This is a genomic window from Microbacterium sp., from assembly GCF_046295495.1.
Lineage (GTDB): Bacteria > Actinomycetota > Actinomycetes > Actinomycetales > Microbacteriaceae > Microbacterium.
The window spans coordinates 12,477-36,598 of the sequence record NZ_JBKBNC010000021.1 but is presented as its reverse complement, the minus strand read 5'-3'; the positions used below and the strand labels follow the sequence as shown (position 1 = coordinate 36,598).

Below are 24,122 nucleotides of genomic sequence, written 5' to 3'. Positions count from 1 at the left end.
CACCGTCGGTCCCGGAATTCCACCGGATCGGCCCCGCCGCCTGAGCGGAGGGGTTCGCGGACTGTCACCGCCGGTTCGGATTCTCACCGACCCCGGAGCACGTTGTTGCTCTTCGAAGTGTAGTCAACGCCGGTTCGGCGGTTTCATTCCCCGACGTCCGTCGACACGGGACGCTCTTCTTCGCGGACGGTTCGCCGGCCGTCCTCGGCATCGAACCGGTGCGGGCGTCGAACCGGTGCAGGCATCGGTCGGCGCGGGCACCGGTGTCGGCGTCGCTTGGCGCGCGAGGCGACCACCGCGCCGGGTCACTTGAGCAGACGCGAGAGACGCCGGTCGGCGAGGAGCTTGCCGCCCGTCTGGCACGTGGGGCAGTACTCGAGGGAGTTGTCGGCGAAGAAGACGCTGCGCACCTCGTCGCCGCACACCGGGCAGGCCTCTCCGCGTCGACCGTGCACGCGCATGCCGCGCCGCTTGGCATCCTTCAACTCCGCCGGCGGTTTGCCGCGCGCTTCGTCGATCGCTTCGGCCAGGGTCGTCGTCATCGCGGCGAAGAGACGGTCGACGTCGTCGTCGGACAGGGTGGCGGCCAGCGCGTACGGCGACATCTTGGCCGCGTGCAGGATCTCGTCGGAATAGGCGTTGCCGACCCCGGCGATGATCGACTGATCCCGCAGCACGCCCTTGATCTGCGTACGTCGGCCCGTGAGTAACCCGGCGAAGGTCGTCCGATCGAAGCCCGGGCTCAGGGGATCGGGACCCAGTCGCGCGATGCCGGGCACGTCGGCGGGCGACCGCACGGCGTACACGGCCAGCGACTTCTTCGTGCCCGCCTCGGTGAGGTCGAAGCCCGCCCCGTCGTCGAAGCCGACGCGCAGGGCGATGGGGGTCTTACCCGGCTTGATGATCGTCGACGGCAGCGCGTCGTACCAACGGAGCCACCCCGCCTTGGCGAGATGGAAAACGAGATGGATGCCGGCATCCGTCGTGAGGTCGACGAACTTGCCGTGCCGCCGGGCGTCGGTCACCGCGGCGCCCACCAGCGCCGTCAGCGGCGGGTCGAAGGTCTTCAGGGCGTTGATGGCCGACACGGTGGCCTTGTCGACGCGCAGCCCCGTGATGCGACCCCGCAGGAACTCGACGAGCCCCTCCACCTCTGGCATCTCCGGCATGTGCCCATGCTGCCACGCACCTCCGACATCGGGCCGGGCCTTGCGTGCTAGCCGCGCACCGGCCACGGCGCCGGTGCGCGGTCGTCGTCGCGCAGACCGCCGATCCACAGGTCGGAGCGCCCGAGCGAGTTGACGTGCGCCCGCCGCAGCAGTCCCTCGTAGCGGAGCCGCACAGACCGCGCGACACGCGCTGAGCCCGTGTTGCCCACCACGGCTCGCCACTCGATCCGTTCGATCGCGGGGCGCTCGGGCGCGAAGCCCCCGTCGACGGGCTGTTCGCCGCATCGCCCCGCCGGGGCGGCTGCTCGGCCCCCGCGCCACAACACAGGACTATCCGCCCGCTGCGCATCCGCACAGCCCGTCGGCCGCAGATGACCCGAGAAGGTCCTGCGTTGTGTCCGCCACCGCGGGCGGAGTGCGGCTCGACCGGTTCGCGTCGGCACCGGTTCACGTGCTCCGCCGGGCGGTGGCGGGCTCCTCCCCAGGAGTGCCGTGGCGGGAGTTGTCCCGTCTTGAGCTGCATCTCGTCACCGCTGCGGCCGGATCCGACCACTGTGTGCGGAATGAGTTCGTTGATGACACCGGATATCGCAGCGGGCCACACGCTGACCTATCCGGACCTGCGTGCGTCGGGAGCCACTCGCGCCGGAGTCCGCCTGGCGCTGGCCGACGGTGTGCTGGTGCGCGCGCGTCGCAATGTCTACCTGGGTGCCTCCGCTCCGAAAGCCGTTCGCGAAGCGCAGCGCGTCGGCGGTCGCCTCGACTGCGTGTCTGCCGTCGCTGAGGCGGGGATCTTCGTCCTCGACAAGAGCGGGCTCCACGTTCAGGTCGAGCCGGAGCGTTCGCGTCTGAGGTCGCCCCATTCCCGCAGGACCCGACTCTCCGGTGCCCAGGGGGTTGTCGTCCACTGGCGGGCGTGTGCGGCGGGCAGTCTCCACACGGTCCCTCTCGTCGAGGCGCTTGCGGCGGCGGTCCGCTGTCAACCTCCGCGGGCGGCCGTCGCCACGCTCGACAACGCACTCTTCACCGGGGCGATCGACGAGGAGGGACTCGCGGAGGTGTTCGCGCGCGTGCCGGGGAAGTATCGGGTGCTTCGGCCGCTCATGGACGCACGCGCAGAGGCGGGCTCGGAGACGATCGCGCGACTCCTCCTCCGTGGCCACGGCTTCGACGTGCGGGTGCAGGTGCAGATCGACGGCGTGGGTCGAGTGGATCTCCTCGTCGACGACTGGATCGTTGTCGAGTGCGACAGTCGGACGCATCACGGCGGGTGGGAGGCGCAGGAACGCGACCGGCTGCGCGATCTCCGCCTGGCCGAGCGCGGCTACGTTGTCCTGCGCCCTTCAGCGCGGCTGATCTTCTCCGAGCCCCACGTCCTCGCGCGCGCCGTCGCCGGTCTCCGTGAGCACCCCGCTCGGCGGCGCTGAGGACGGTGTGTCCGGTCGTCGCGCCACAACGCAGGAGTTGAGGGCTGGAAGACCCGCACGAGTGCAGTCCGAGTCGAGTGTGGCGCCGATTTCCTGCGTTCTGTCCCGCCGCGCTCGAACCCGGCGCCGTGGGTGCTGCCCCGCGTGGGCGGGCGCCGTACGGGCGGGCGCCGTGCGGGCGGGCGCCGTGCGGGCGGGCGCCGTGTGGGCGGGCGCGGTGTGGTCAGCCCGTACGGGCGGGCGCTGTGCTCACGACTCTCGGCGCCACAACGCAGGAGAAGCGACCGTCAACGGCACTCCCCGCGCGCCGTCGCGGCGACAGTGAATGGGATCTCCTGCGTTGTGGCCGAGAGGTCGGCGGACAGCGCCGCACCCGCCCGCCCGGTGGAGCGGCCGCCGCCCGGAACGACGACGCCCGCACGACCCGAGAAGGATCGCGCGGGCGTCGAACGGATCGGATCAGCCGCGGCGCAGGAGGCCGATGCGGTCGTAGACCTCGGTGAGGGTCTTCTCGGCGACGGATGCCGCCTTGCCGGCGTTGACGGCCAGCACGCGGTCGAGCTCGGCGGGGTCGTCGAGCAGCTCCAGGGCGCGGGCGCGCACCGGCTCGAACTCGCTCACCACGACCTCGGCGAGGCCCTTCTTGAAGTCGCCGTAGCCGCGGCCCGCGTACTCGTCCTCGATCGCCGTGACGTCACGGCCGGTGAGGGCCGAGTAGATGACGAGCAGGTTCGAGACGCCGGGCTTGGCGTCGCGGTCGAAGCGCACGGCTCCCTCGGAGTCGGTCACGGCCCGCATGATCTTCTTCGCGCTGACCTTCGGGTCGTCGAGCAGCCACAGCACGCCCGCGTCGGACTCGGCCGACTTCGACATCTTCGACGTCGGGTTCTGCAAGTCGTAGATGCGGGCGGTTTCGCGCTGGATGACGGGCTTGGGGACGGTGAAGGTCTGGCCGTAGCGCTGGTTGAAGCGCTCCGCGAGGTCGCGCGTCAGCTCGATGTGCTGCTTCTGGTCGTCGCCGACCGGCACGACGTCGGTCTGGTACAGCAGGATGTCGGCGGCCATCAGCACCGGGTAGGTGAAGAGGCCGACGTTGGTGGCATCCGTTCCGTAGCGGGCCGACTTGTCTTTGAACTGGGTCATGCGCCCGGCCTCGCCGAAGCCCGTCAGGGTCGACAGCACCCACTGCAGCTCGGCGTGGGCGGGGACGTGCGACTGCACGTAAAGCGTCGAGCGCGAGGGCTCGATCCCCGCGGCGATGTACTGGGCCGCCGTGCGACGGGTCTTCTCGCGGCGCTCGGCGGGGTCGCCGGGCTGCGTGAGGGCGTGCAGGTCGACGACCGAGAAGAAGGCGTCGTACTCGTCCTGCAGGTCGCGCCACTGCAGCAGGGCCCCGATGTAGTTGCCGATCTGGAGGCTGTCGGCGGAGGGCTGCATTCCGGAGTAGAGGCGCTCGGTGGTCACCGTTCGATCCTAGGTGCCGGGCACGTTGCCGACGGCCGGGCGAAAGTCCCGCGACGAGACGCCGGCTCGTGGACTTCCCACCCCATGGCCCCCGCCGGTCGGAATACGCCCGCTGCGTCAGGCCCCGAGCGTGTAGTCGACGATCACCGGGGAGTGGTCGCTCCAGCGGGTGTCGTACGACGGCGCGCGGTCGACGCGGTAGGCGGTGACCCGCTCGGCGAGGGCGGGGGTGGCGACGTGATAGTCGATGCGCCATCCGCTGTCGGTGTCGAACGCCTTTCCGCGCATCGACCAGAACGTGTACGGCCCGTCGACCTCGCCCACGGCGCGACGCCCGACGTCGACCCAGCCCAGGCCGGTGCCGGTCGATCCGTCGGCACCCTCGACCTGCTCGCCGACGGGACCGAAGAAGCGGTCGAAGTACGCGCGCTCGCGGGGGAGGAACCCCGCGTTCTTGCGATTGCCCCGCCAGTTCTTGATGTCGAGCTCACGGTGCCCCACGTTCAGGTCGCCGACGACCAGCGCCAGCTCGCGTTCGGCACGGAGCTCGGCGAGGCGACGCTCCATCGCATCGAGGAACAGCCACTTCGCGTCTTGCTTGGGGGTGTCGACCTCGCCGCTGTGTACGTAGGCGCTGACGATGGTGACGGTCTCGCCGTCGATGTCGAAGTCGGTCTCGATCCACCGGCCGGAGGCGTCGAGGGGCTCGGGGCCGAGGTGCGTTCGGGTCTCGACACCGGGCAGGCGGCTGATGATCGCGACGCCGGCGCGGCCCTTCTGCAGGGCCTCGTCGTTGACGATCTCCCACCCCGGCAGCGCCTCGGCGAGTTGTTCGGCGGTGGCGCGCACCTCCTGGAGGGCGACGACGTCGGCGCCGGAGGCGTCGAGCCACTCGGTCATGCCCTTGCGGACGGCGGCACGGATGCCGTTGACGTTGACGGAGACGATGCGTACGGAGCGAGCCACCCGACGAGCCTAATCGCGACCTCCGACATCGGCTCCGGTCGTCCACCGGTCAGTCGGGGAGGAGCGACACCCGGCGGGGCGCGGGCACGTCGGCCTCGGCGCGAGTCAAGGTCTTCTGCGCCGTGACGAGGTGCCGCCGCGCGCGCCACCGCCACGGCCACCTCGCGACGGCGAGGGCGTGCTCGGCCTCCCGGACGCCCACCTGCGCCGCGATCACCAGCGCCGCCTGCTCCATCGCCCGGCGGTCCTCGGGGGAGCGCAGGGGAACGTCGCGGTCGCCCGCGGCCACCGCGATCCAGGCGGCCGAGACCAGGATGACGATGCCGATGAAGCGGAACCAGAGCAGGAAGCCGATGAGCACGGTGAACGTCGCGAGCAACGGATTCGACGGCGTGTAGACGAACAAGAAGCCGGCGGCCACCTGCAGGAGCACGATGCCGGTGGCGCCGACGAGCGCGCCCGGCCACGCGCGACGCCAGGACAGCGACGTGCCGGTGAGGAAGCGGAACAGCGACGCGAGCGCGACGGTGTTGATGCCGAACGCCACCACGAGCGACACGACGCGCGCACCGACCGACCACCCGAGGGTCTCGCGGTCCCATCCGATCAGGCCGAAGACGAGATCGACGGCGCCGGTGGTGATGCTGCCGAGGAGCGCGCCGATCAGCAGTGTCACCCCGAACAGCACGGACGCGACGAAGTCGCGCGCCTTGAGCATGACGTAGTTGCGCGTGTCGAAGGGGAGGCCGAAGGTGTCTCGCACGGCCCGGCGGGTGAAGGTGACGAAGCCGATCGCCGTCCACACGACCACGACGACCGCGACGATGCCGGTGATGGTCAGCAGGCGCCCGCTCTCCTGGGCGACGGCCTCCACCTGCTCGCGGTCGACGAGGCCGTTCGTGCTGATGATGCCCGGGATGTAGCTGTTGACGATGCGGATCAGCCCGTCGATCGCCGCTCTGCTACCGCCCAGCCACAGCCCGACACCCGCGAACGCGAGGTACAGCGCCGAGAACACGGCGAAGAGCCCCTGGTAGCTCATCCCCGCGGCGAGCAGGAAGCCGTTGTGCTGCAGGAAGTGCCGCCACACCCGGATCGGGAACCATCGAGCGATTCGGGCGGCTCGCGCGATGGGCTGATCGAGGCGCTCGAGCACGGCGCTCTGCGCGGCCTCGAGCCGGTCGCGCAGCGACGTGTCGTCGTCGCGCACCGCCGGCAGCGGCCGGGGATCCTGGCGGGTCTCGGTCACCCGTCGAGCCTAATCAACGGATGCCGTGTCCCCGGGCGGTCACCCGCGCCGCGCGGCATCCGGTCACCGGTGCCGCAGCGGCTTCCCGCTCCAGGAGGCTTCGGCGCCCGGCATCCGAGGTCCCTGCGGTCCTGCGGGATCCGCGACGCGTCCCGGCCGGCCCGGCGCAAACGCCGAACGGCGGGTCGCCGCCCCTGACGATCTCAGGGACGGCGCACCCGCCGTTCGAGGGCGAGGGGTCAGCGACCGCCGCGCAGCACGGCCTGTTTGACCTCGGCGATGGCCTTGGTGACCTCGATGCCGCGGGGGCACGCCTCGGTGCAGTTGAAGGTGGTGCGGCAGCGCCACACACCCTCTTTGTCGTTGAGGATGTCGAGGCGCACGTCTCCGGCGTCGTCGCGCGAATCGAAGATGAAGCGGTGCGCGTTCACGATCGCGGCGGGGCCGAAGTACTGCCCGTCGGTCCAGAACACGGGGCACGACGAGGTGCACGCGGCGCACAGGATGCACTTGGTGGTGTCATCGAAGACCTCGCGGTCGACGATCGACTGCACGCGCTCCTTGCCGGGCTCGGGCTTGGAGCTCGAGATCAGGAACGGCTGCACCTCGCGGTAGGAGGCGAAGAACGGCTCCATGTCGACGATGAGGTCCTTCTCGAGGGGCAGGCCCTTGATCGCCTCGACGTAGATGGGCTGCGAGATGTCGAGATCCTTGATCAGCGTCTTGCAGGCCAGGCGGTTGCGACCGTTGATGCGCATCGCATCCGAGCCGCAGATGCCGTGCGCGCACGAGCGGCGGAACGACAGCGAGCCGTCCACCTCCCACTTGATCTTGTGCAGGGCGTCGAGCACGCGGTCGGTGGAGTACAGCTCCACGTCGTAGTCGACCCAGCGCGGCTCATCGTCGACCTCGGGGTCGAAGCGGCGGATGTTGAAGGTGACGAGGAACGACTGGATCCCGGTGTCTTCCGGGGTCTGCTCGACCTCGTCGGAGGTGTCGACGTTCTCGAGGACGGTGGATGCCATCTCAGTACTTCCTCTCCAGCGGCGGGTAGCGCAGCTCCCCGGCCTCGTTCTTGGTGAAGACCACGGGCTTCCAGCCGAGTTCGATGTGATCGGCGGGGTGCGACGAGTGGGGGTCGCCCGACAGGTACGCCATGGTGTGCTGCATGTAGTTCTCGTCGTCGCGCGTCGGGAAGTCGTCGCGCATGTGACCGCCGCGGCTCTCCTCGCGGTTCTGCGCGGAGTAGACGACCACCTCGGCCAGGTCGAGCAGGAAGCCGAGCTCGACGGCCTCGAGCAGGTCGGTGTTGAAGCGCTTGCCCTTGTCGTCGACGTGGATGTTCTTGTAGCGCTCGCGCAGGTCGGCGATCACGTCCATGACGTGAGCCAGGGACTCGTGCGTGCGGAAGACCTGCGCGCCCTTGTCCATCTCGTCCTGCAGCGTCTTGCGCAGCACGGCGATGCGCTCGGTGCCGCTGTTGGTGCGCAGGCCCTCGATGAGGCCGCGCACCTCGGCGGCCGGGTCCTCCGGCAGCGGCACGAAGTCGGCGGTCTTGACGTACTCGACCGCGTTGCGGCCGGCGCGCTTGCCGAAGACGTTGATGTCGAGCAGCGAGTTGGTGCCGAGGCGGTTCGAGCCGTGCACCGAGACGCACGCGCACTCGCCGGCGGCGTAGAGGCCGGGGACGACGGTGTCGTTGTCGGACAGCACCTCCGCCTTGATGTTGGTGGGGATGCCGCCCATCGCGTAGTGCGCGGTCGGCATGACCGGCACCGGCTCGACGACCGGGTCGACGCCGAGGTAGGTGCGGGCGAACTCGGTGATGTCGGGGAGCTTGGTCTCGAGCACCTCGGCGCCCAGGTGCGTGCAGTCCAGCAGCACGTAATCACGGTGCGGGCCGGCGCCGCGACCCTCCGCGACCTCCTGCACCATGCAGCGGGCGACGATGTCGCGCGGCGCGAGGTCTTTGATGGTGGGGGCGTAGCGCTCCATGAAGCGCTCACCGCTCGCGTTGCGCAGGATCGCGCCCTCGCCGCGGGCGCCCTCGGTTAGGAGGATGCCGAGACCGGCGAGGCCGGTGGGGTGGAACTGGAAGAACTCCATGTCCTCCAGCGGCAGACCCTTGCGCCACACGATGCCGACGCCGTCACCGGTCAGGGTGTGGGCGTTGGAGGTGGTCTTGAAGATCTTGCCGAATCCGCCGGTCGCGAAGACCACGGCCTTGGACTGGAACACGTGCAGCTCGCCCGTGGCGAGGTCGTAGGCGACGACGCCCGCGACCTGGGTGCCGCCCGCGGCATCTTTCACCGTGATGAGGTCGAGCACGTAGAACTCGTTGAAGAAGTTGATGCCGAGCTTGACGCAGTTCTGGAACAGCGTCTGCAGGATCATGTGACCGGTGCGGTCGGCGGCGTAGCACGCGCGACGCACGGGCGTCTTGCCGTGGTCGGCCGTGTGGCCGCCGAAGCGACGCTGATCGATCTTGCCCTCGGGCGTGCGGTTGAACGGCAAACCCATGTTCTCGAGGTCGATGACGGCGTCGATGGCCTCTTTGGCGAGGATCTCCGCGGCATCCTGATCGACGAGGTAGTCGCCGCCCTTGATGGTGTCGAAGGTGTGCCACTCCCACGAGTCTTCCTCGACGTTGGCGAGCGCCGCCGCCATGCCGCCCTGCGCCGCACCGGTGTGCGAGCGGGTCGGGTAGAGCTTGGAGATGACGGCGGTCTTCGCGCCGGGGCCGGCCTCGATGGCCGCGCGCATGCCCGCCCCGCCGGCGCCGACGATGACGACGTCGAACTGGTGGTAGTGGACGCCGTCCTTGACGATCGAGTCCGAGCTGGTCTGAGTGCTCACGTGTGCAATGCCTCTGCTGTCAGGGGGAGGAAGGGATGCCGCCGGCTCACGCCGCCCGGCACGCGTCCCAGAGGGTGCTGCTCTCGGTCACGCCGAGGCAGGGGTCGAAGGTGAACACCACGAGCGTGCCGAGGAGGATGAGGAATCCGGCCGACACCCAGAGGGAGCCGACGAGGAGCTTGCGCACCCCGGCGTTGCTGACGTAGTCGTTCACGATCGTGCGCATGCCGTTCGCGCCGTGGATGAGGGCCAGCCACAGCATCAGCACGTCCCACCACTGCCAGAACGGCGAGGCGAGCTTGCCGGCGACGAATGCGAAGTCGATCTGGTGGATGCCGTCGCCCGTCATGAGGTTGACGAACAGGTGGCCGAAGATCAGGACGATCAGCAGCACGCCGGAGGCGCGCATGTAGATCCAGCCCCACTTCTCGAGGTTGGCGCCCTTCTTGCGCACGCCGGGCGTGCGCGGGGCGGGGATGGTGGCGGCTTCCTGGGCGACGGACATCAGTGGCTCCCGGTGACGGCGCTGAAGACGTTGATGAGGTGGCGCGGCGTGAAGCCGAGCATCGTGACGACCCACAGGCCCAGCACGCCCCACCACAGCTGACGCTGGTGGCGCGTGGCCCAGGGCCAGAAGTCGACGAGGATGATGCGCAGGCCGTTGAAGGCGTGGTAGGCGATCGCGCCCACCAGGGCGACCTCGCCGAGACCCATGACCGGGTTCTTGTAGGTGCCGATGACCGCGTCGTACGCCTCGGGCGAGACGCGGATCAGCGCCGTGTCGAGGATGTGCACGAGCAGGAAGAAGAAGATCGCGACACCGGTGATGCGGTGCAGAACCCACGACCACATGCCCTCACGGCCGCGGTAGAGAGTGCCGCGCGGCCTCTTCGAAGTGGTCTCTTTCACCGACGGCGTGGCACGTGCTGGTGCTGACACGGTCGTCCTCCCTGATCGAACACGGTGTGGGACCCACACGGGTCCGAGCGTCACACGGGCGCCATCAAATACTACGTCCGGGCTGTGAACGGCGGGGATTAGGGCCGCCTAAGACTCTCTCGACATCGAGATAGTTCCGGATGCCGCCGCCCCGGCGGATCACCCGGACCGGCGCCGCAGGGCGCGCGCGCCCGCGACCAGTAGGGTCGGAGCCATGGCAGACCTCGCTATCGACGACTTCTACGCCGTGATCCCCGCCGGAGGGATCGGCAGCCGCCTCTGGCCGCTGTCGCGCGCCGACGCCCCCAAGTTCCTCCACGACCTCACCGGCTCGGGACAGACCCTGCTGCGCGACACGTGGGACCGCCTGGCCCCGCTCGCGGGTACGGAGCGCATCGCCGTCGTCACCGGCCGGGCGCACCGGGCCGCCGTGGAGCGCGAGCTCCCGGGAGTCCCCGACCACAACGTGTTCCTCGAGTCCGAGCCGCGCGACTCCTCCGCTGCGATCGGTCTCGCCGCCGCCATCCTGGTGCGCCGCGAACCCGACGTCATCATCGGCTCGTTCGCGGCCGACCACGTCATCCGCCAGTCGCGACAGTTCGAGTTCGCGGTCCGCCAGGCCGTCGCCGTGGCCCGAGCCGGATACATTTGCACCATCGGCATCCAGCCCAGCGAGCCCTCCGTCGGCTTCGGCTACATCAAGCAGGCGGGCGAGCTGATCGTCGACGATGCGCCCGAGGCCTATATGGTCGAGCGGTTCGTGGAGAAGCCCGACCTCGACACCGCGAAGGAGTACTTCGCCGACCGCGCGTACCTCTGGAACGCGGGCATGTTCATCACGCGCGCCGACGTGCTGCTGGCCGAACTCGCGGTCAACGAGCCGGAGCTGCACGCGGGCCTGCTCGAGCTCGCCGAAGCGTGGGACGACCGCGATCGTCGCGGTCCCGCCGTCGACCGCATCTGGCCCGGCCTGAAGAAGATCGCGATCGACTACTCCGTCGCCGAGCCGGCGGCCGAGAAGGGGCGCCTCGCCGTCATCCCCGGGCACTTCGACTGGGACGACGTGGGAGATTTCGCGAGCCTGTCCAAGCTCAACTCCTCGGGCGGACGCAACGAGCTCGCCATCCTCGGCGAAGACGCGCGCGTCCTCTCCGACGCCTCGAGCGGCATCGTCGTCTCGCAGACCAAGCGCGTCATCAGCCTCATCGGCGTGCGCGACATCGTCGTGGTCGACACCCCCGACGCGCTCCTGGTTACCACGAGCGAGAACGCCCAGCGCGTGAAGGGCGTCGTCGACGCCCTCAAGCTCACCGGTCGCGGCGACGTCCTCTGAGACCGGATGCCGCGCGCTGCGGCATCCAGTCCCACCTTTCGTCGCGGCGTGTGGCGGTGGCGTGACGCGAGATTGCGTCTTTGTAACCATTGGCTCGCGCGGCGGCTCCCGGTGCGCAAGCGTGGCGACACAGTAGGTAACGTGACGGGATCGTCCCCCGAACCCGTTGGGGGCATCCGTCTTGGAGGACCATTCGTGAAGACCACGAAGAAGGCCGTCGTCAGCGGCCTCGCCATGATCGGCGCCGCCGCGCTGCTCGCCGGTTGCGGCGCTGCACCCGAGAGCAACGGCGCGTCGGCCGGAGCCGGGGGCGGCGCCAGCGACTACCTGCCCTGCATGGTGTCGGACGCCGGTGGCTTCGACGACAAGTCGTTCAACCAGCTCGGCAAGGAGGGCGTCGACGAGGCCGCCTCCGAGCTCGGTGCGAAGACCCCCATCGAGGTCGAGTCGCAGGCCGAGACCGACTACGCCTCCAACCTGCAGAACCTGGTCGACCAGGGCTGCAACACGATCGTCACGGTCGGCTTCCTCCTCGCCCCCGCGGCGCTGGAGTCGGCCAAGGCCAACCCCGACCTCGAGTACGTCTCGATCGACGACACCGTCGACAGCGACTTCGACGGCAAGACCGACGCCCCCAACATCAAGCCGATCATCTTCGACACCGCGCAGGCGGCCTACCTCGCCGGCTACCTCGCCGCGGGCACCTCGAAGACCGGCGTCGTCGGCACCTTCGGTGGCCTCAACATCCCGACCGTGAGCATCTTCATGGACGGCTTCGCCCAGGGCGTCGAGAAGTACAACACCGACAACAACGCCTCCGTCCGCGTCGTCGGCTGGGACCGCGCCGCTCAGGACGGATCGTTCACCGGTGGCTTCGAGGCCAACGACACCGCGCGCCAGACCGCGCAGGCGCTCATCGACCAGAACGTCGACGTGCTGCTGCCCGTCGGTGGCCCGATCTACCAGTCGGCCGCCGTGGCCATCAAGGACGCCGGGCGTGAGATCGCGCTCGTCGGTGTCGACGCCGACGTGTACGAGACCGACCCCACGGTCGGCGACCTGCTGCTGACCTCGATCCTCAAGGGCATCGACGTGGGCACGAAGGACGCGATCGTGGCCGCCGGCAACGGCGAGTTCGACGCGGCGCCGTTCGTCGGCACGCTCGAGAACGAGGGTGTCGGCCTGGCTCCCTACCACGACTGGTCGGACCGCGTTCCCGCCGAGCTGACGACGAAGATCGACGAGCTCAAGGCGAGCATCGTCAGCGGCGACATCACCGTCGAGTCCTACCTCGCCGGCTGAGTCCGTACAACTCCTGGGGGAGGCCGGCATCCGCCGGCCTCCCCTCCCTTATGAACGAGGACGGCACGAGTCGGCCCTCGGGGGATGACCCGCTCACGAGGCGGTTTCCTCGCCGGTCCCCTCCGGGACCGGCGCCACAGAACCTAGGATCGGGAACATGAAGCTCGAACTCCGCGGGATCACGAAGACCTTCGGATCCCTGGTGGCGAACGATCACATCGACCTCACCGTCGAGGCCGGAGAGATCCACTGCCTGCTCGGTGAGAACGGTGCCGGCAAGTCCACCCTGATGAACGTCCTCTACGGCCTGTATCAGGCCGATGGGGGAGAGATCCTGCTCGACGACGCCGTCCAGCACTTCTCCGGCCCGGGCGATGCGATGCGCGCGGGCATCGGCATGGTGCACCAGCACTTCATGCTCATCCCCGTCTTCACCGTCGCCGAGAACGTGATGCTCGGTCACGAGCCCACGAAAGCCGGCGGGAGACTGGATCTGACCGCCGCGCGGGCGAAGGTCAGGGAGATCTCCGATCGTTTCGGCTTCGACGTCGACCCCGACGCGCTCGTCGACGACCTCCCCGTCGGTGTGCAGCAGCGCGTCGAGATCATCAAGGCGCTCTCGCGCGACGCCAAGGTGCTCGTGTTCGACGAGCCGACCGCCGTGCTCACGCCGCAGGAGACCGACGAGCTCATGGCGATCATGCGTCAGCTGCGCGACTCCGGCACCTCGATCGTGTTCATCACCCACAAGCTCCGCGAGGTGCGCGAAGTCGCCGACCGCATCACCGTCATCCGTCTGGGCAAGGTGGTCGGCGAGGCCGAGCCCACCGCGTCCAACGCGGAGTTGGCATCCCTCATGGTCGGTCGGGCGGTCGAGCTGACCGTCCACAAGGACGCGCCCACCCTCGGCGAGGTCGGACTGTCGGTCTCGGGTCTGACCGTGGTCGACGCGATCGGTCAGCTCGTCGTGAACGACGTGAGCTTCGAGGTGCGCCGCGGCGAGGTGCTCGCCATCGCCGGTGTCCAGGGAAACGGACAGACCGAACTGACCGAGGCGTTGGTCGGACTGCAGGAGCGCGTCGACGGCTCCATCCGCCTCGACGGCAATGAACTGCACGGGTCCACCGTGCGTGCGGTGCTCGACGCCGGCGTCGGTTTCGTCCCGGAGGACCGGAAGGAAGACGGCCTGGTCGGAGAGTTCTCCATCGCCGAGAACCTCATGCTCGATCGCGCCGACGGGGCGCCGTTCGTCAAGGGCGGCACGTTGCAGTTGTCGACGCTCGCCGACTTCGCACGCGAGAAGGTGGCGGAATTCGACGTGCGCACCCCCTCGATCGAGACGCCGGTCGGCCGCCTGTCGGGGGGCAATCAGCAGAAGGTCGTGCTGGCACGCGAGCTGAGCCGCGAGCTGCGACTGTTCGTGGCCGCTCAGCCCACCCGCGGCGTCGACGTCGGTTCGATCGAATTCATCCACAAGCGCGTCATCGAGACCCGCGATGCGGGTGTGCCCGTCATCGTCGTCTCCACGGAGCTCGATGAGGTCACCGCCCTGGCCGACCGCATCATGGTCATGTACCGCGGTCGCGTCGTCGGAATCGTGCCCGGCGACACCTCCCGCGACGTCCTCGGCCTCATGATGGCCGGCGAAGCGCCCCAGAACGAAGGAGTCGCCGCGTGAGCGATCCGCACAGCCCGCACGACCCGACCGCCGCGCGCGCCGATCGCGCCGCGGAGGTCGCCGAGGCGACCCAGGCCGACACCGCCCTCGAGGGCGCGTCCGCCGTCGATCCGGCCGCGGGAGCACGGGTGGTCGCACCCGAGCCCGCGACCGACGAGAGCCGCTGGCGGCGCGCACTGCGCGAGATCGCCACCGGCAACGCCATCATCTCGGTCCTCGCCGTCATCCTCGCTCTCCTCGTGGGGGCGATCATGATCGCGGCGACCGACGAGAACGTCCAGGCCACGGCCGGGTACTTCTTCGCCCGACCCGGTGACACCCTCGCCGCGATCTGGCAGTCGGTGTCGGGTGCGTACGCCTCGTTCTTCCAGGGAGCGATCTACAACTTCCGGCGCCCGGAATTCGCCACCGGCATCCGTCCGCTGACCGAGACCCTCACGTTCGCGACGCCGCTGATCGCGGCCGGTCTCGGCGTCGCGCTCGCCTTCCGCGTGGGCATGTTCAACATCGGCGGCCGCGGCCAGATGCTGGTCGCCGCTGCGGCCGGCGGTTACGTCGCCTTCGCCTTCGACCTGCCGTGGGGCTTGCACGCCCTCGTGGCGCTCGTCGCGGGCGTCGTGGCCGGAGCACTCTGGGCCGGTATCGCGGGCCTTCTCAAGGCTCGCACCGGCGCGCACGAGGTGATCGTGACGATCATGCTCAACTACGTCGGGTTCTACCTCGTGTACTACATGCTGCGCACCCCCGGCCTGCTCCAGGCCCCGGGCTCGAACAACCCGACCACGCCGGCGATGAAGGACACCGCGGTCTTCCCCGACCTGCTGGGTCCGTCCTACAACCTGCACTTCGGCTTCGTCCTGTCCCTCGCCGCCGTGGTGTTGGTGTGGTGGATCCTGGAGCGCTCGTCGCTCGGCTTCCGCTTCCGCGCCGTCGGACTGAACCCGAACGCCGCGCGCGTGGCCGGCATCAACGTCAAGTCGATGTACGTCGTGGCGATGCTCATCTCCGGTGCGCTGATCGGTCTGGCCGGCGTCGACCAGGTGCTGGGTACCGTGACCACCGGCTTCTCCAGCGGCATCGACGCCGGCATCGGCTTCGATGCGATCACGGTCGCCCTTCTCGGGCGTTCCACTCCCGTGGGCGTCCTCGTCGCCGGCATCCTGTTCGGCGCGTTCAAGGCCGGGGGCTTCGCCATGCAGGCTGCGAACGGCGTGCCGATCGACATCGTCCTGGTCGTGCAGTCCCTCATCGTGCTGTTCATCGCCGCACCCCCGCTCGTGCGCGCCATCTTCCGCCTGCCGGCCCCCGGGGCCCGCCCGAGCAAGACGCGTGCCCTCAAGAAGAAGGAGGCGGCCAAGTGAGCACCACCGCTCAGCGCCACCCGGCGTCGCCGCAGCCCGCGGCGCTCGACACCGCCGTCGTCGTCAGCTGGAAGGCCCCGATCGTCTACGGTGTCATCACGCTGCTGGCGCTCGTGCTGTTCGTCATCGCCCGACAGGATGGAGACGCGGTCTTCCGCATCTCGAGCCCGGGCGAGTTCCTCCAGCTGCCCGAGGTCGTGCTCGGCGGGGCCGTCACGGGTCTCGTCTGCACCGTGCTGCTGGCGCTCATCGCCCTCGGCAGCGTGCTGATGGTCCGCGCTCACCGCCGTCCACCGCTGTGGCTGGCCGTGATCTTCGCGCTCGTGTTCATGGTGGGCTTCCTCACCTGGGCGGCCGCCGGGGCGACGACCTCCGTCATCCCCCTCACCGGTCTGCTCGCGGGTGGTCTGAGCCTGTCGGTCCCGCTGATCTTCGGCGCCATGGCGGGTGTGCTGAGCGAGCGCGTCGGCGTGGTCAACATCGCCATCGAGGGTCAGCTGCTCGCGGGTGCGTTCACCTCGGCCGTCGTGGCCACCGCCACGGGCAACCCCTTCGTGGGCCTGCTCGCCGCGGCCGTGTCGGGCGTGCTGGTGTCGTTCGTGCTGGCCGCGTTCGCGATCAAGTACTTCGTCGACCAGGTGATCGTCGGCGTGGTGCTCAACGTGCTGGTGGTGGGGCTGACGAGCTTCCTGTTCTCGCAACTGCTCGCACCGAACGCCGCGACGCTCAACTCCCCGCCGCGCTTCGGGCGCCTTCCGATCCCGTTCCTCGCCGACATCCCCGTCATCGGGCCGATGCTGTTCAACCAGACGATCATCGTGTACCTGATGTACGTCACTGTCGCGGTCGTCTACGTCGGTCTCTTCCACACCCGCTGGGGTCTGCGCCTGCGCGCCGTCGGCGAGCACCCGCAGGCGGCCGACACGGTGGGCATCAACATCGCCCGGACGCGGTTCTGGAACGTCGCCCTCGGCGGCGCGATCGCGGGCCTGGGCGGAGCGTTCTTCACGCTCGGCTCGGTGGGCGCGTTCAACAAGGAGATGACGGCGGGCGCGGGCTACATCGCCCTCGCGGCGGTCATCTTCGGGCAGTGGGACCCGATCCGCGCGACCTTGGCCGCGCTGCTGTTCGGCTTCGCGTCGAACCTGCAGAACACCCTCGGCGTGATCGGATCGCCCGTGCCCAGCGAGTTCATGCTCATGCTGCCGTACGTGGTGACGATCTTCGCCGTCGCGGGACTGGTCGGCAAGGTCCGCGGCCCCGCGGCCGCCGGCAAACCGTACATCAAGGGCTGACCCAGCCCGCTTCCCCCTTCACGAGAGGACCCCCTGCTCCACGATGACCGACATCGACTGGGACGAACTCCGCGTCGCCGCCACCGACGCCATGCACCGCGCGTATGCGCCCTACTCCCGCTTCAAGGTGGGCGCCGCGGCGCTCGTCGCCGACGGGCGGATCGTCTCGGGGTGCAACGTCGAGAACGCCTCCTACGGGGTGACGCTGTGCGCTGAGTGCGGCCTCGTGTCCGACCTGCACATGAGCGGGGGCGGCCAGCTGGTCGCCTTCGTCTGCGTCGACGGCGAGGGACGCACTCTCATGCCGTGCGGCCGCTGCCGTCAGCTGCTGTTCGAGCACGCGATCCCGGGCATGCTGCTCGAGACCGTCAGCGGCATCCGCACCATCGACGAGGTGCTGCCCGACGCGTTCGGTCCGCGCGACCTCGAGGAGGCGGCGCGATGAGCGCCGAGCAGTACGACGCGGTCGACATCATCCGCGCGCAGCGCGACGGACGCGCCGTCACCGAGGGGGAGATCCGCTGGCTCGTCGACGCCTACACGCGCGGCTACGTCATGGACGCGCAGATGTCGGCGTTCACGATGGCGGTGCTGCTGAACGGCCTCGGCCGCGACCAGATCCGCGTGCTGACCGACGCGATGATCGCCTCGGGCGAGCGCATGGACTTCGGCTCGCTCGGCAAGACCACGGTCGACAAGCACTCCACCGGCGGCGTGGGCGACAAGATCACGCTGCCGCTCGCACCGCTCGTGGCCGCGTTCGGCGTCGCCGTGCCGCAGCTCTCGGGCCGCGGCCTCGGCCACACCGGCGGAACGCTCGACAAGCTCGAGTCGATCCCCGGCTGGCGCGCGGCGCTGTCGAACGACGAGATCATGGCGCAGCTGCGCGACGTGGGCGCGGTCATCTGCGCGGCCGGTACGGGCCTGGCTCCCGCCGACAAGAAGCTCTACGCGCTGCGCGATGTGACCGGCACGGTCGAGGCGATCCCGCTGATCGCCTCGAGCATCATGTCGAAGAAGATCGCCGAGGGCACCGACTCGCTCGTGCTCGACGTGAAATTCGGTTCCGGCGCGTTCATGCAGGACATCGACCGCGCGCGCGAGCTCGCCGAGACGATGGTCGCGCTCGGCACCGACTCCGGTGTGAACACCACAGCCCTGCTCACCGACATGAACACCCCCTTGGGCCGGGCCATCGGCAACGCCAACGAGGTGCGCGAGTCGGTCGAGGTGCTCGCCGGCGGCGGCCCCGCCGATGTCGTCGAGCTCACGGTCGCCCTCGCGCGCGAGATGCTGACCCTCGCCGGTCGGCCCGACGCCGACGTGGAAGCCGCGCTCGCCGACGGCCGCGCGATGGACGTGTGGAAGCGCATGATCCGCGCCCAGGACGGCGATCCGGATGCCGCGCTCCCCACGCCCCGCGAGACCCACACGGTCGTCGCCGACCGTTCGGGTGTCGTCTCGCGCATCGAGGCCCTGCCCTTCGGCATCGGCGCCTGGCGCCTGGGTGCCGGTCGCGCGCGTGCCGAGGACGCCGTGGTACACGCCGCGGGCATCGATCTGCACGTGACGGTCGGTCAGTCCGTCGCCGCCGGTCAACCCCTGTTCACCCTGTCGGCCGATGATGAGACGCGCTTCGAGCGCGCCCTCGGCGCCGTCGAGGGAGCGTGGGAGATCGCCGACTCGGCTCCCGTCGCGACGCCGATCGTGCGCGAACGCATCACCGCGTAATGGCATCCGGAAAGAGGAGCACCATGCCCACCGAGGACTTCCGCGTCGACGGACGCCGTGTGCGCGACCTGCCCAAGGTCTCGCTGCACGACCACCTCGACGGCGGCCTGCGGCCGCAGACGGTGCTCGAGCTGGCCGACGACATCGACCTCGACCTTCCCGCCGACGATGTGAAAGGGCTGGAGGCGTGGTTCTCCGACCACATCGACGGCGGCTCGCTCGAGGACTACCTCGAGAAGTTCGACGCGACGGTGGGCGTGATGCAGACCCGCGAGGGCCTCGTGCGCGTGGCGAAGGAGTTCGTCGAAGACCTCGCCGCCGACGGCGTGGTCTACGGCGAGGTGCGCTGGGCACCGGAGCAGCACCTCACGCGCGGCCTCAGCCTCGACGACGTCGTGGACGCCGTGCAGGAGGGCATCGAAGAGGGCGAGGATGCCGCCGACTCCCGCGGACACGACATCCGCGTGGGCCAGCTGCTCACCGCTCTGCGCCACCAGGACAACGCGCTCGACATCGCCGAGCTCGCGGTGTCGTGGCGGGGGCGCGGCGTCGTCGGGTTCGACATCGCCGGTCCCGAGGACGGCTTCCTCCCGAAGCGCCACCGCGCGGCCTTCGACTACCTCGCCGAGCAGTTCTTCCCCACGACGGTGCACGCGGGGGAGGGCGCGGGGCTCGCGTCCATCCGCTCGGCGCTCATCGACGGCCGGGCCCTGCGCCTCGGTCACGGTGTGCGCATCGCCAACGACCTCGACGTCGTCTCGCGCGAGGGTGAGGAGGTGCAGGTCACCTTCGGCGACCTCGCCCGCTGGGTGCGCGACCGCGAGATCACCCTCGAGCTGTCGCCGACGTCGAACCTGCAGTCGGGCGCCGTCACGGCCTGGGGCGACACGATGGACGCCCACCCGTTCGATCTGCTCTACCAGCTCGATTTCTCGGTCACCGTGAACGTCGACAACCGCCTGATGAGCGCGACCACGCTCACGCGCGAGCTGGGCCTGCTGGCCCAGGCGTTCGACTACGACCTCGACGACCTCAAGGCGTTCCAGCTCAACGCCGCCGCGGGCGCGTTCCTGCCGGTGGAGGAGCGCGAGGAGCTCATCGAGATCATCTCGGAGGGCTTCCAGCGCTGAGACGCGGCTTCGAGGGCGCTCACCGGTCGCGGTGGGCGCCCTCTCGCGTCTCCGGGGACGGATCGCGGCCGGCCGCGGCCGCTGCGTCGTCCGCACCGGGCTGCGTCGTCGCGCACCGGGCCGCAGCATCGTTCCGCACCGGGTTGCTGCGTCGTTCCGCACTGGGGTGCTGCAGCGTTCCGCACCGGCCTCGGCCGCTGCAGCGTCCCGCTCTCCGGAGCTCCGCGCGGAGTTCGCGTCCGCGACGACACATCACCGGGTGATACGCGAATGTCATCCGGAGCGCGGCACACGCGTTCGCGTCCTCGCCCCGGCGCGCGGATTAGACGCCGGGTGCGGCGCGGCTGGCGGAGCAGCGGGGCGGGTGGGGTCAGGGCTGCGGCTGGCATCACGGAAACCGTCGCTCGCTGTCCCGGGCTCCGGATCACGTGCGCGAGAGACGGCCCCGTCGCGTCGCTTCACGCGGCGGAGCGCGAATTCGTCCGGAATGCGGCACAGCGGGCCCGTGGGCGAGGATGTCCCCCAGCTGAGCGCGAACGGCGTCGGGACGTGACAGGACGTCCGCCGCCAGCAGACGGACCGTGACGTAGCCGCGCGCGAGAGCGGCGGCATCTCGCCGGCGGTCGCGGACGTGCGCGTCCCAACCGGAGTGGAACTGGCGACTGTCGCACTCCACGATGAGCCACCCGTCGACGACGAGATCCACGCGACCCACGCCGTCGATGCTGACCTGGAGATCGGCGCGGTGTCCGAGCGTGCGAAGGATCAGGCGCACGAGACTCTCGATCCCGGCCTCACTGCGCGGATCGAGCAATCCGCGCAGCACCCGGAGGGAGGCGGGGAGACGGCGGAACACCTCGTCGACGCCGCGTTCATCGACGAGCCCAAGATGCCAGGCGCTGTCGAGCGTCGCGATCGCATGCCGAGGCGGCTGGCACAGGACGGATTGGGCGAGTGCCTCGACCGTGGTCACCACCAGTGCGTCGGCGTCTGCGGTCGTCGGGCGCCAGTGGCATCGGACCTCCGCGGGTCGCGGGGGCAGTCGCGTCGCGTGGGGGTCGACCTGAATGTGCGGCGCCGAGCGGTCGTGGACGAAGACTCCGAGGTGCGACAGCAGGGAAACGCAGTCGACGCGTCCGCCCCACCGCGCCGCGTCGATCATGACGCCCGGGGTCTGCGCAGATGCGTATCGTCCGAGGCGTAGGCGAACGAGGTTGCCATCGGCGACGGCCGTCGCGATGTCCCGTTTGGTCAGGCCTGCCTCGCGAAGCACTCGCGTCGAGAGGGCGGTCGGTGTCTGGGGCGAAGCGGAGGGGCCGGTCATCCGATCAGCGTGGGAAGTCGAGGGCGCCCGTGGCGCTTCGCGCCGGCATCTGTGGAGGACTTCAGCCGCGGGGAGGAGGGGTCGGCGGTGGGTCGCCGTTCCGCATTCCGGAGTATCGAGCGTGCACGGGTGGCTGGGCGATGGTTTGTGTGGCGGGTGGCCGGATGATCCGGAGCGCGGGACGTGCGCCGCTGCTCCGTCGCCGGCACCGGCGGGCCCTCACCGGCTCGGCGCACCCGGCCCGGCGTACCCGGCCCGGCGTACCCGGCCCGGCGTACCCGGCCCGGCGCGGCGTCGCCGGCGCCTCGTCAGCGACGCGGGAGGAAGCCGGCCAGCTCGTCGGCGATGATGCGGTCGACGTCGGCCGGATCGGCCGTGGGGATGCCGTCGCCGGCCTGCGGGCCGTAGGCGCCGAACGAGGCGTGGGAGGCGCCGGGGATCTCGACGAAGGTGGCATCGGCGGGGAGTTCGTCTCTGGCATCCGCGATCTTCTGCGGGGTGGACAGGCCGTCCTCCGAGCCCGACAGGCTGAGCACGGGGAGACCGGATGCCGACAGGTCGTTCGCGCAGTACGAGGCGAAGAGCACGAGGGCGTCGGCGTCGGTCGCGAGCTGGCACGCCCGCACCCCACCGAGGGAGTGTCCGCCGACCGCCCAGCTCGACACGTCGGGGGCGAGATCGGTGAAGCTCGAGAGGGGCCGCGGGTCGAAGAACGCGAGGTTGAGCCAAGGGCGGGTGATGACGACGGTGAGGCCGTCGTCGACGACCGAGTCGGCGAAGGTCGCGATGTAGCCCTCGGCCTCGACCTTGGCGCCGGGGATGAACACGAGCCCCTGACCGGTCGCGCCGGCCGTGGGGGAGAGGACGATGCCCGCACCGTCGTGACGGATACTCACGCCGGGGCGCGCCTCGGCCTCGGCGAGGGGGCCGGGCTCGGCGGCCATCACACCCACCTGGGTGTAGACGAGGATGCCGCCCACCGAGAGCACTACGACAGCGGCGACGCCCGCGAGGGTCCACCGCAGCCACCGTCGACGGCGACGTGGAGCGGGCGGGGCGGGGGTGTCGCGGTCGGTCACCTCACGAGCGTAGCCCCGCGCCGGCCGGTCACACGGGACGGGAACATCGACTGTGGAGTGGTCGCGGACAACCCGGGAAACGACGACCGCCGACGCGGCGCACGGGGCGTCGCGTCGGCGGTCGGATTCGCGACCTCAGGCGGTCAGCGCCGCCTGACGGTTCGAGACGATCTCGACGATCCGCGCGGACAGCGGGTGCTCGGGCGCGAGCCCGGTCACCTCGGCGGTGAACGCCGCAGCGTCGAGGTCGCGCAGCTTCTGCTGAAGGTCCACGGCCTGGGCGTCTTCGGCATCCTCGAACTCCAGGGCGGCGGCCATCGCGGCCACGAGCGCGTCGACGGGCAGGCCGCGTTCGATCGCCTCGGCGGCAGGGCCGATGAAACGCTCGTGCCGCGAGAGCTTGCGCAGCGGCTGTCGGCCCACGCGCCACACCGTGTCGGGCAGGGCGGCGTTGCGGAAGCGGCGGAGGATCGTCGCGCGGTACTCGCCCTGCACCTGGGCGTCGAGCTCGTGCTTCTGCACGAGCAGCGCGCTGGTCTCCTCGAGCGCCGCCTCGACCTTCGTCGCGATCGCCGGATCGGCGAGAGCGTCGGAGATGCGCTCGATCCCCGCCTGCGCGCCGAAGTACGCGGTCGTGGCGTGACCGGTGTTCACGGTGAAGAGCTTGCGCTCGATGTAGGGCTCGAGGTCGTCGACGAAGTGCGCGCCGGGGATGTGCGGCGGGGTGTCGCCGAACGGGGCCCGCTCGATAGCCCACTCGTAGAAGGGCTCGACGGTGACGTCGACGCCGCCCACGGCCTGGGCCGGAACGATGCGGTCGACGGCGGTGTTGGCGAACACGGCGCGGGAGGCCAGGGCGTCCCACGATTCGCCGGCGATGTCGACGACGTGCTGACGCAGCTGGTCGGTCGCGCCGATCGCGTTCTCGCAGGCCATGATCTGCAGCGGCGCCAGGGAGGGGTCGCGAAGAGCCAGGCCCGCCACGATGTGCGGGGCGACGAACTTCAGGATCGTGGGGCCCACGGCCGTGGTCACCACGTCGGCGGTGGCGATCTCGTCGACCAGGGCCTCGGCATCCACCGAGCTGTCGATCGCGCGGAAACCGGTCACCGTCTTGTCGACACCGCCATCTCCGACCTCGTGCACGGTGTACGCGGATGCCGCGTTGATGGCCTCGACGAGAGCCGCCGAGACGTCGGAGAAGACGAGCTCATACCCGCCCTCGTGAAGCAGCAGACCGACGAAGCCCCGACCGATGTTGCCGGCGCCGAAATGGACGGCCTTCATGCGTTGACGGAGCCCGAGAGGGCCTCGTAGAGCTCCTCGGGGGAGGAGGCGGCCTTCAGGCGCGCGACGTCGTCCTCCTCGGAGAACAGGATGGCGATCTGCGACAGGATCTCGAGGTGCTCGTCGCCCTTGCCGGCGATGCCGACGACGAAGGTCACCGGCTCCCCGCCCCAGTCGACGCCGCCGTCGTAGCGGACGACCGACAGACCCGAGGCGAGGATGGCCTGCTTGGTCTCGTTGGTGCCGTGCGGGATCGCGAGCTCGTTGCCCATGTAGGTCGAGACGGTCTCCTCGCGCTGCTGCATGGCGGCGAAGTACTCGTCGGTCACGGAGCCGGTGGCCTGGAGCAGGTCGGCCGCCTCTTTCATCGCCTCCTCGCGGGTGGCGCTCCCGGGGTGGATGCGGACGGATTCGATGCGGAGGACGTTCGACATGGTTCTCGCCTTTCTCGTCGTGCTGTCCAGCCTCGCAAAACGCGGGCCGAACGGGAAGACGCCAGGGGCCGGGCTGACGCTCCGGCCCCTGGCGTGCT

22 protein-coding genes are annotated in these 24,122 nt (G+C 70.1%); 9 read left to right on the top strand and 13 right to left on the bottom strand.

Translation table 11 applies throughout. The features are described 5' to 3' along the window. Positions 1-305: 305 nt before the first annotated feature. Positions 306-1,169, bottom strand: coding sequence for an Fpg/Nei family DNA glycosylase (locus tag ACK4LS_RS09605; RefSeq protein ID WP_409716508.1), 864 nt, complete (start codon positions 1,167-1,169; stop codon positions 306-308). A 47-nt stretch (positions 1,170-1,216) separates the two neighbouring features. Further along, positions 1,217-1,381: a hypothetical protein gene (locus ACK4LS_RS09600; RefSeq protein ID WP_409716506.1), complete on the bottom strand. Its 165-nt coding sequence runs from the start codon at positions 1,379-1,381 to the stop codon at positions 1,217-1,219. 300 nt (positions 1,382-1,681) lie between these two features. Between ACK4LS_RS09600 and ACK4LS_RS09595 the strand changes: the two genes are divergently transcribed. Then, complete coding sequence (locus tag ACK4LS_RS09595; RefSeq protein ID WP_409716504.1) at positions 1,682-2,596, top strand: endonuclease domain-containing protein; 915 nt, start codon at positions 1,682-1,684, stop codon at positions 2,594-2,596. Positions 2,597-3,055: 459 nt separating this feature from the next. On the opposite strand, the gene trpS is transcribed toward ACK4LS_RS09595, so the two are convergent. From trpS to sdhC, 7 genes are all read right to left on the bottom strand, one after another. Continuing rightward, positions 3,056-4,060 (bottom strand): tryptophan--tRNA ligase, encoded by a 1,005-nt coding sequence (gene trpS / locus ACK4LS_RS09590; protein WP_409716502.1) that lies wholly within the window; start codon positions 4,058-4,060, stop codon positions 3,056-3,058. A 117-nt stretch (positions 4,061-4,177) separates the two neighbouring features. Next, positions 4,178-5,026, bottom strand: a complete 849-nt coding sequence (locus ACK4LS_RS09585) for an exodeoxyribonuclease III (protein ID WP_409716500.1) — start codon at positions 5,024-5,026, stop codon at positions 4,178-4,180. Between the two features lie 49 nt (positions 5,027-5,075). Next, entirely contained in the window at positions 5,076-6,275 is a 1,200-nt protein-coding gene (locus tag ACK4LS_RS09580; protein WP_409716497.1) for a YihY/virulence factor BrkB family protein, read from the bottom strand. Positions 6,276-6,514: 239 nt separating this feature from the next. Beyond that, positions 6,515-7,300: a succinate dehydrogenase iron-sulfur subunit gene (locus ACK4LS_RS09575; protein ID WP_409716495.1), complete on the bottom strand. Its 786-nt coding sequence runs from the start codon at positions 7,298-7,300 to the stop codon at positions 6,515-6,517. A gap of 1 nt (position 7,301) precedes the next feature. Continuing rightward, a complete protein-coding gene (sdhA, locus tag ACK4LS_RS09570) occupies positions 7,302-9,131 on the bottom strand; it encodes a succinate dehydrogenase flavoprotein subunit (RefSeq protein WP_409716493.1) in 1,830 nt (609 codons plus the stop codon). 46 nt (positions 9,132-9,177) lie between these two features. Then, positions 9,178-9,636, bottom strand: coding sequence for a succinate dehydrogenase hydrophobic membrane anchor subunit (locus ACK4LS_RS09565; protein ID WP_409716490.1), 459 nt, complete (start codon positions 9,634-9,636; stop codon positions 9,178-9,180). Further along, positions 9,636-10,070: a succinate dehydrogenase, cytochrome b556 subunit gene (gene sdhC / locus ACK4LS_RS09560; RefSeq protein ID WP_074615813.1), complete on the bottom strand. Its 435-nt coding sequence runs from the start codon at positions 10,068-10,070 to the stop codon at positions 9,636-9,638. Before sdhC ends, ACK4LS_RS09565 begins: the two co-directional genes overlap by 1 nt. A gap of 214 nt (positions 10,071-10,284) precedes the next feature. Here sdhC and ACK4LS_RS09555 point away from each other — a divergent pair, with 214 nt between their 5' ends. The 8 genes from ACK4LS_RS09555 (at position 10,285) to ACK4LS_RS09520 (ending at position 19,900) form a co-directional block, all read left to right on the top strand. Then, positions 10,285-11,403: a mannose-1-phosphate guanylyltransferase gene (locus ACK4LS_RS09555; protein WP_409716488.1), complete on the top strand. Its 1,119-nt coding sequence runs from the start codon at positions 10,285-10,287 to the stop codon at positions 11,401-11,403. Positions 11,404-11,598: 195 nt separating this feature from the next. Further along, a complete protein-coding gene (locus ACK4LS_RS09550; RefSeq protein WP_409716486.1) occupies positions 11,599-12,705 on the top strand; it encodes a BMP family protein in 1,107 nt (368 codons plus the stop codon). A gap of 157 nt (positions 12,706-12,862) precedes the next feature. Continuing rightward, positions 12,863-14,383 carry an ABC transporter ATP-binding protein gene (locus ACK4LS_RS09545; RefSeq protein ID WP_409716485.1) on the top strand — a complete coding sequence of 507 codons (1,521 nt, stop codon included), beginning with the start codon at positions 12,863-12,865 and terminating at the stop codon, positions 14,381-14,383. Continuing rightward, entirely contained in the window at positions 14,380-15,744 is a 1,365-nt protein-coding gene (locus ACK4LS_RS09540) for an ABC transporter permease (protein ID WP_409716483.1), read from the top strand. Before ACK4LS_RS09545 ends, ACK4LS_RS09540 begins: the two co-directional genes overlap by 4 nt. Beyond that, on the top strand, positions 15,741-17,039 hold the full coding sequence (locus ACK4LS_RS09535) for an ABC transporter permease subunit (RefSeq protein WP_409716481.1): 1,299 nt from the start codon (positions 15,741-15,743) through the stop codon (positions 17,037-17,039). The genes ACK4LS_RS09540 and ACK4LS_RS09535 overlap by 4 nt, the downstream gene beginning before the upstream one ends. Positions 17,040-17,082: 43 nt before the next feature. Continuing rightward, positions 17,083-17,484 (top strand): cytidine deaminase, encoded by a 402-nt coding sequence (locus ACK4LS_RS09530; RefSeq protein WP_108320631.1) that lies wholly within the window; start codon positions 17,083-17,085, stop codon positions 17,482-17,484. Then, a complete protein-coding gene (locus ACK4LS_RS09525; protein WP_409716479.1) occupies positions 17,481-18,770 on the top strand; it encodes a thymidine phosphorylase in 1,290 nt (429 codons plus the stop codon). Before ACK4LS_RS09530 ends, ACK4LS_RS09525 begins: the two co-directional genes overlap by 4 nt. 23 nt (positions 18,771-18,793) lie before the next feature. After that, entirely contained in the window at positions 18,794-19,900 is a 1,107-nt protein-coding gene (locus ACK4LS_RS09520) for an adenosine deaminase (protein ID WP_409716477.1), read from the top strand. Between the two features lie 424 nt (positions 19,901-20,324). On the opposite strand, the gene ACK4LS_RS09515 is transcribed toward ACK4LS_RS09520, so the two are convergent. The 4 genes from ACK4LS_RS09515 to ACK4LS_RS09500 all read right to left on the bottom strand — a co-directional run bounded on the left by ACK4LS_RS09515 (position 20,325) and on the right by ACK4LS_RS09500 (position 24,024). Then, positions 20,325-21,062: a hypothetical protein gene (locus ACK4LS_RS09515; RefSeq protein ID WP_409716475.1), complete on the bottom strand. Its 738-nt coding sequence runs from the start codon at positions 21,060-21,062 to the stop codon at positions 20,325-20,327. 470 nt (positions 21,063-21,532) lie between these two features. Beyond that, positions 21,533-22,303, bottom strand: coding sequence for an alpha/beta hydrolase (locus ACK4LS_RS09510; RefSeq protein ID WP_409716473.1), 771 nt, complete (start codon positions 22,301-22,303; stop codon positions 21,533-21,535). A gap of 135 nt (positions 22,304-22,438) precedes the next feature. After that, a complete protein-coding gene (locus ACK4LS_RS09505) occupies positions 22,439-23,590 on the bottom strand; it encodes a mannitol-1-phosphate 5-dehydrogenase (RefSeq protein ID WP_409716471.1) in 1,152 nt (383 codons plus the stop codon). Beyond that, positions 23,587-24,024, bottom strand: a complete 438-nt coding sequence (locus tag ACK4LS_RS09500; RefSeq protein ID WP_409716469.1) for a PTS sugar transporter subunit IIA — start codon at positions 24,022-24,024, stop codon at positions 23,587-23,589. Before ACK4LS_RS09500 ends, ACK4LS_RS09505 begins: the two co-directional genes overlap by 4 nt. Between the last annotated feature and the right edge of the window lie 98 nt (positions 24,025-24,122).

Bases quoted from the DNA above. Each gene is read 5' to 3' on its own strand.
- ACK4LS_RS09605 (WP_409716508.1), bottom strand. From the start codon at position 1,169: ATGCCGGAGATGCCAGAGGTGGAGGGGCTCGTCGAGTTCCTGCGGGGT.
- ACK4LS_RS09575 (WP_409716495.1), bottom strand. From the start codon at position 7,300: ATGGCATCCACCGTCCTCGAGAACGTCGACACCTCCGACGAGGTCGAG.
- ACK4LS_RS09565 (WP_409716490.1), bottom strand. From the start codon at position 9,636: ATGTCCGTCGCCCAGGAAGCCGCCACCATCCCCGCCCCGCGCACGCCC.
- ACK4LS_RS09555 (WP_409716488.1), top strand. From the start codon at position 10,285: ATGGCAGACCTCGCTATCGACGACTTCTACGCCGTGATCCCCGCCGGA.
- ACK4LS_RS09545 (WP_409716485.1), top strand. From the start codon at position 12,863: ATGAAGCTCGAACTCCGCGGGATCACGAAGACCTTCGGATCCCTGGTG.
- ACK4LS_RS09530 (WP_108320631.1), top strand. From the start codon at position 17,083: ATGACCGACATCGACTGGGACGAACTCCGCGTCGCCGCCACCGACGCC.
- ACK4LS_RS09525 (WP_409716479.1), top strand. From the start codon at position 17,481: ATGAGCGCCGAGCAGTACGACGCGGTCGACATCATCCGCGCGCAGCGC.
- ACK4LS_RS09520 (WP_409716477.1), top strand. From the start codon at position 18,794: ATGCCCACCGAGGACTTCCGCGTCGACGGACGCCGTGTGCGCGACCTG.
- ACK4LS_RS09515 (WP_409716475.1), bottom strand. From the start codon at position 21,062: ATGATCGACGCGGCGCGGTGGGGCGGACGCGTCGACTGCGTTTCCCTG.
- ACK4LS_RS09505 (WP_409716471.1), bottom strand. From the start codon at position 23,590: ATGAAGGCCGTCCATTTCGGCGCCGGCAACATCGGTCGGGGCTTCGTC.
- ACK4LS_RS09500 (WP_409716469.1), bottom strand. From the start codon at position 24,024: ATGTCGAACGTCCTCCGCATCGAATCCGTCCGCATCCACCCCGGGAGC.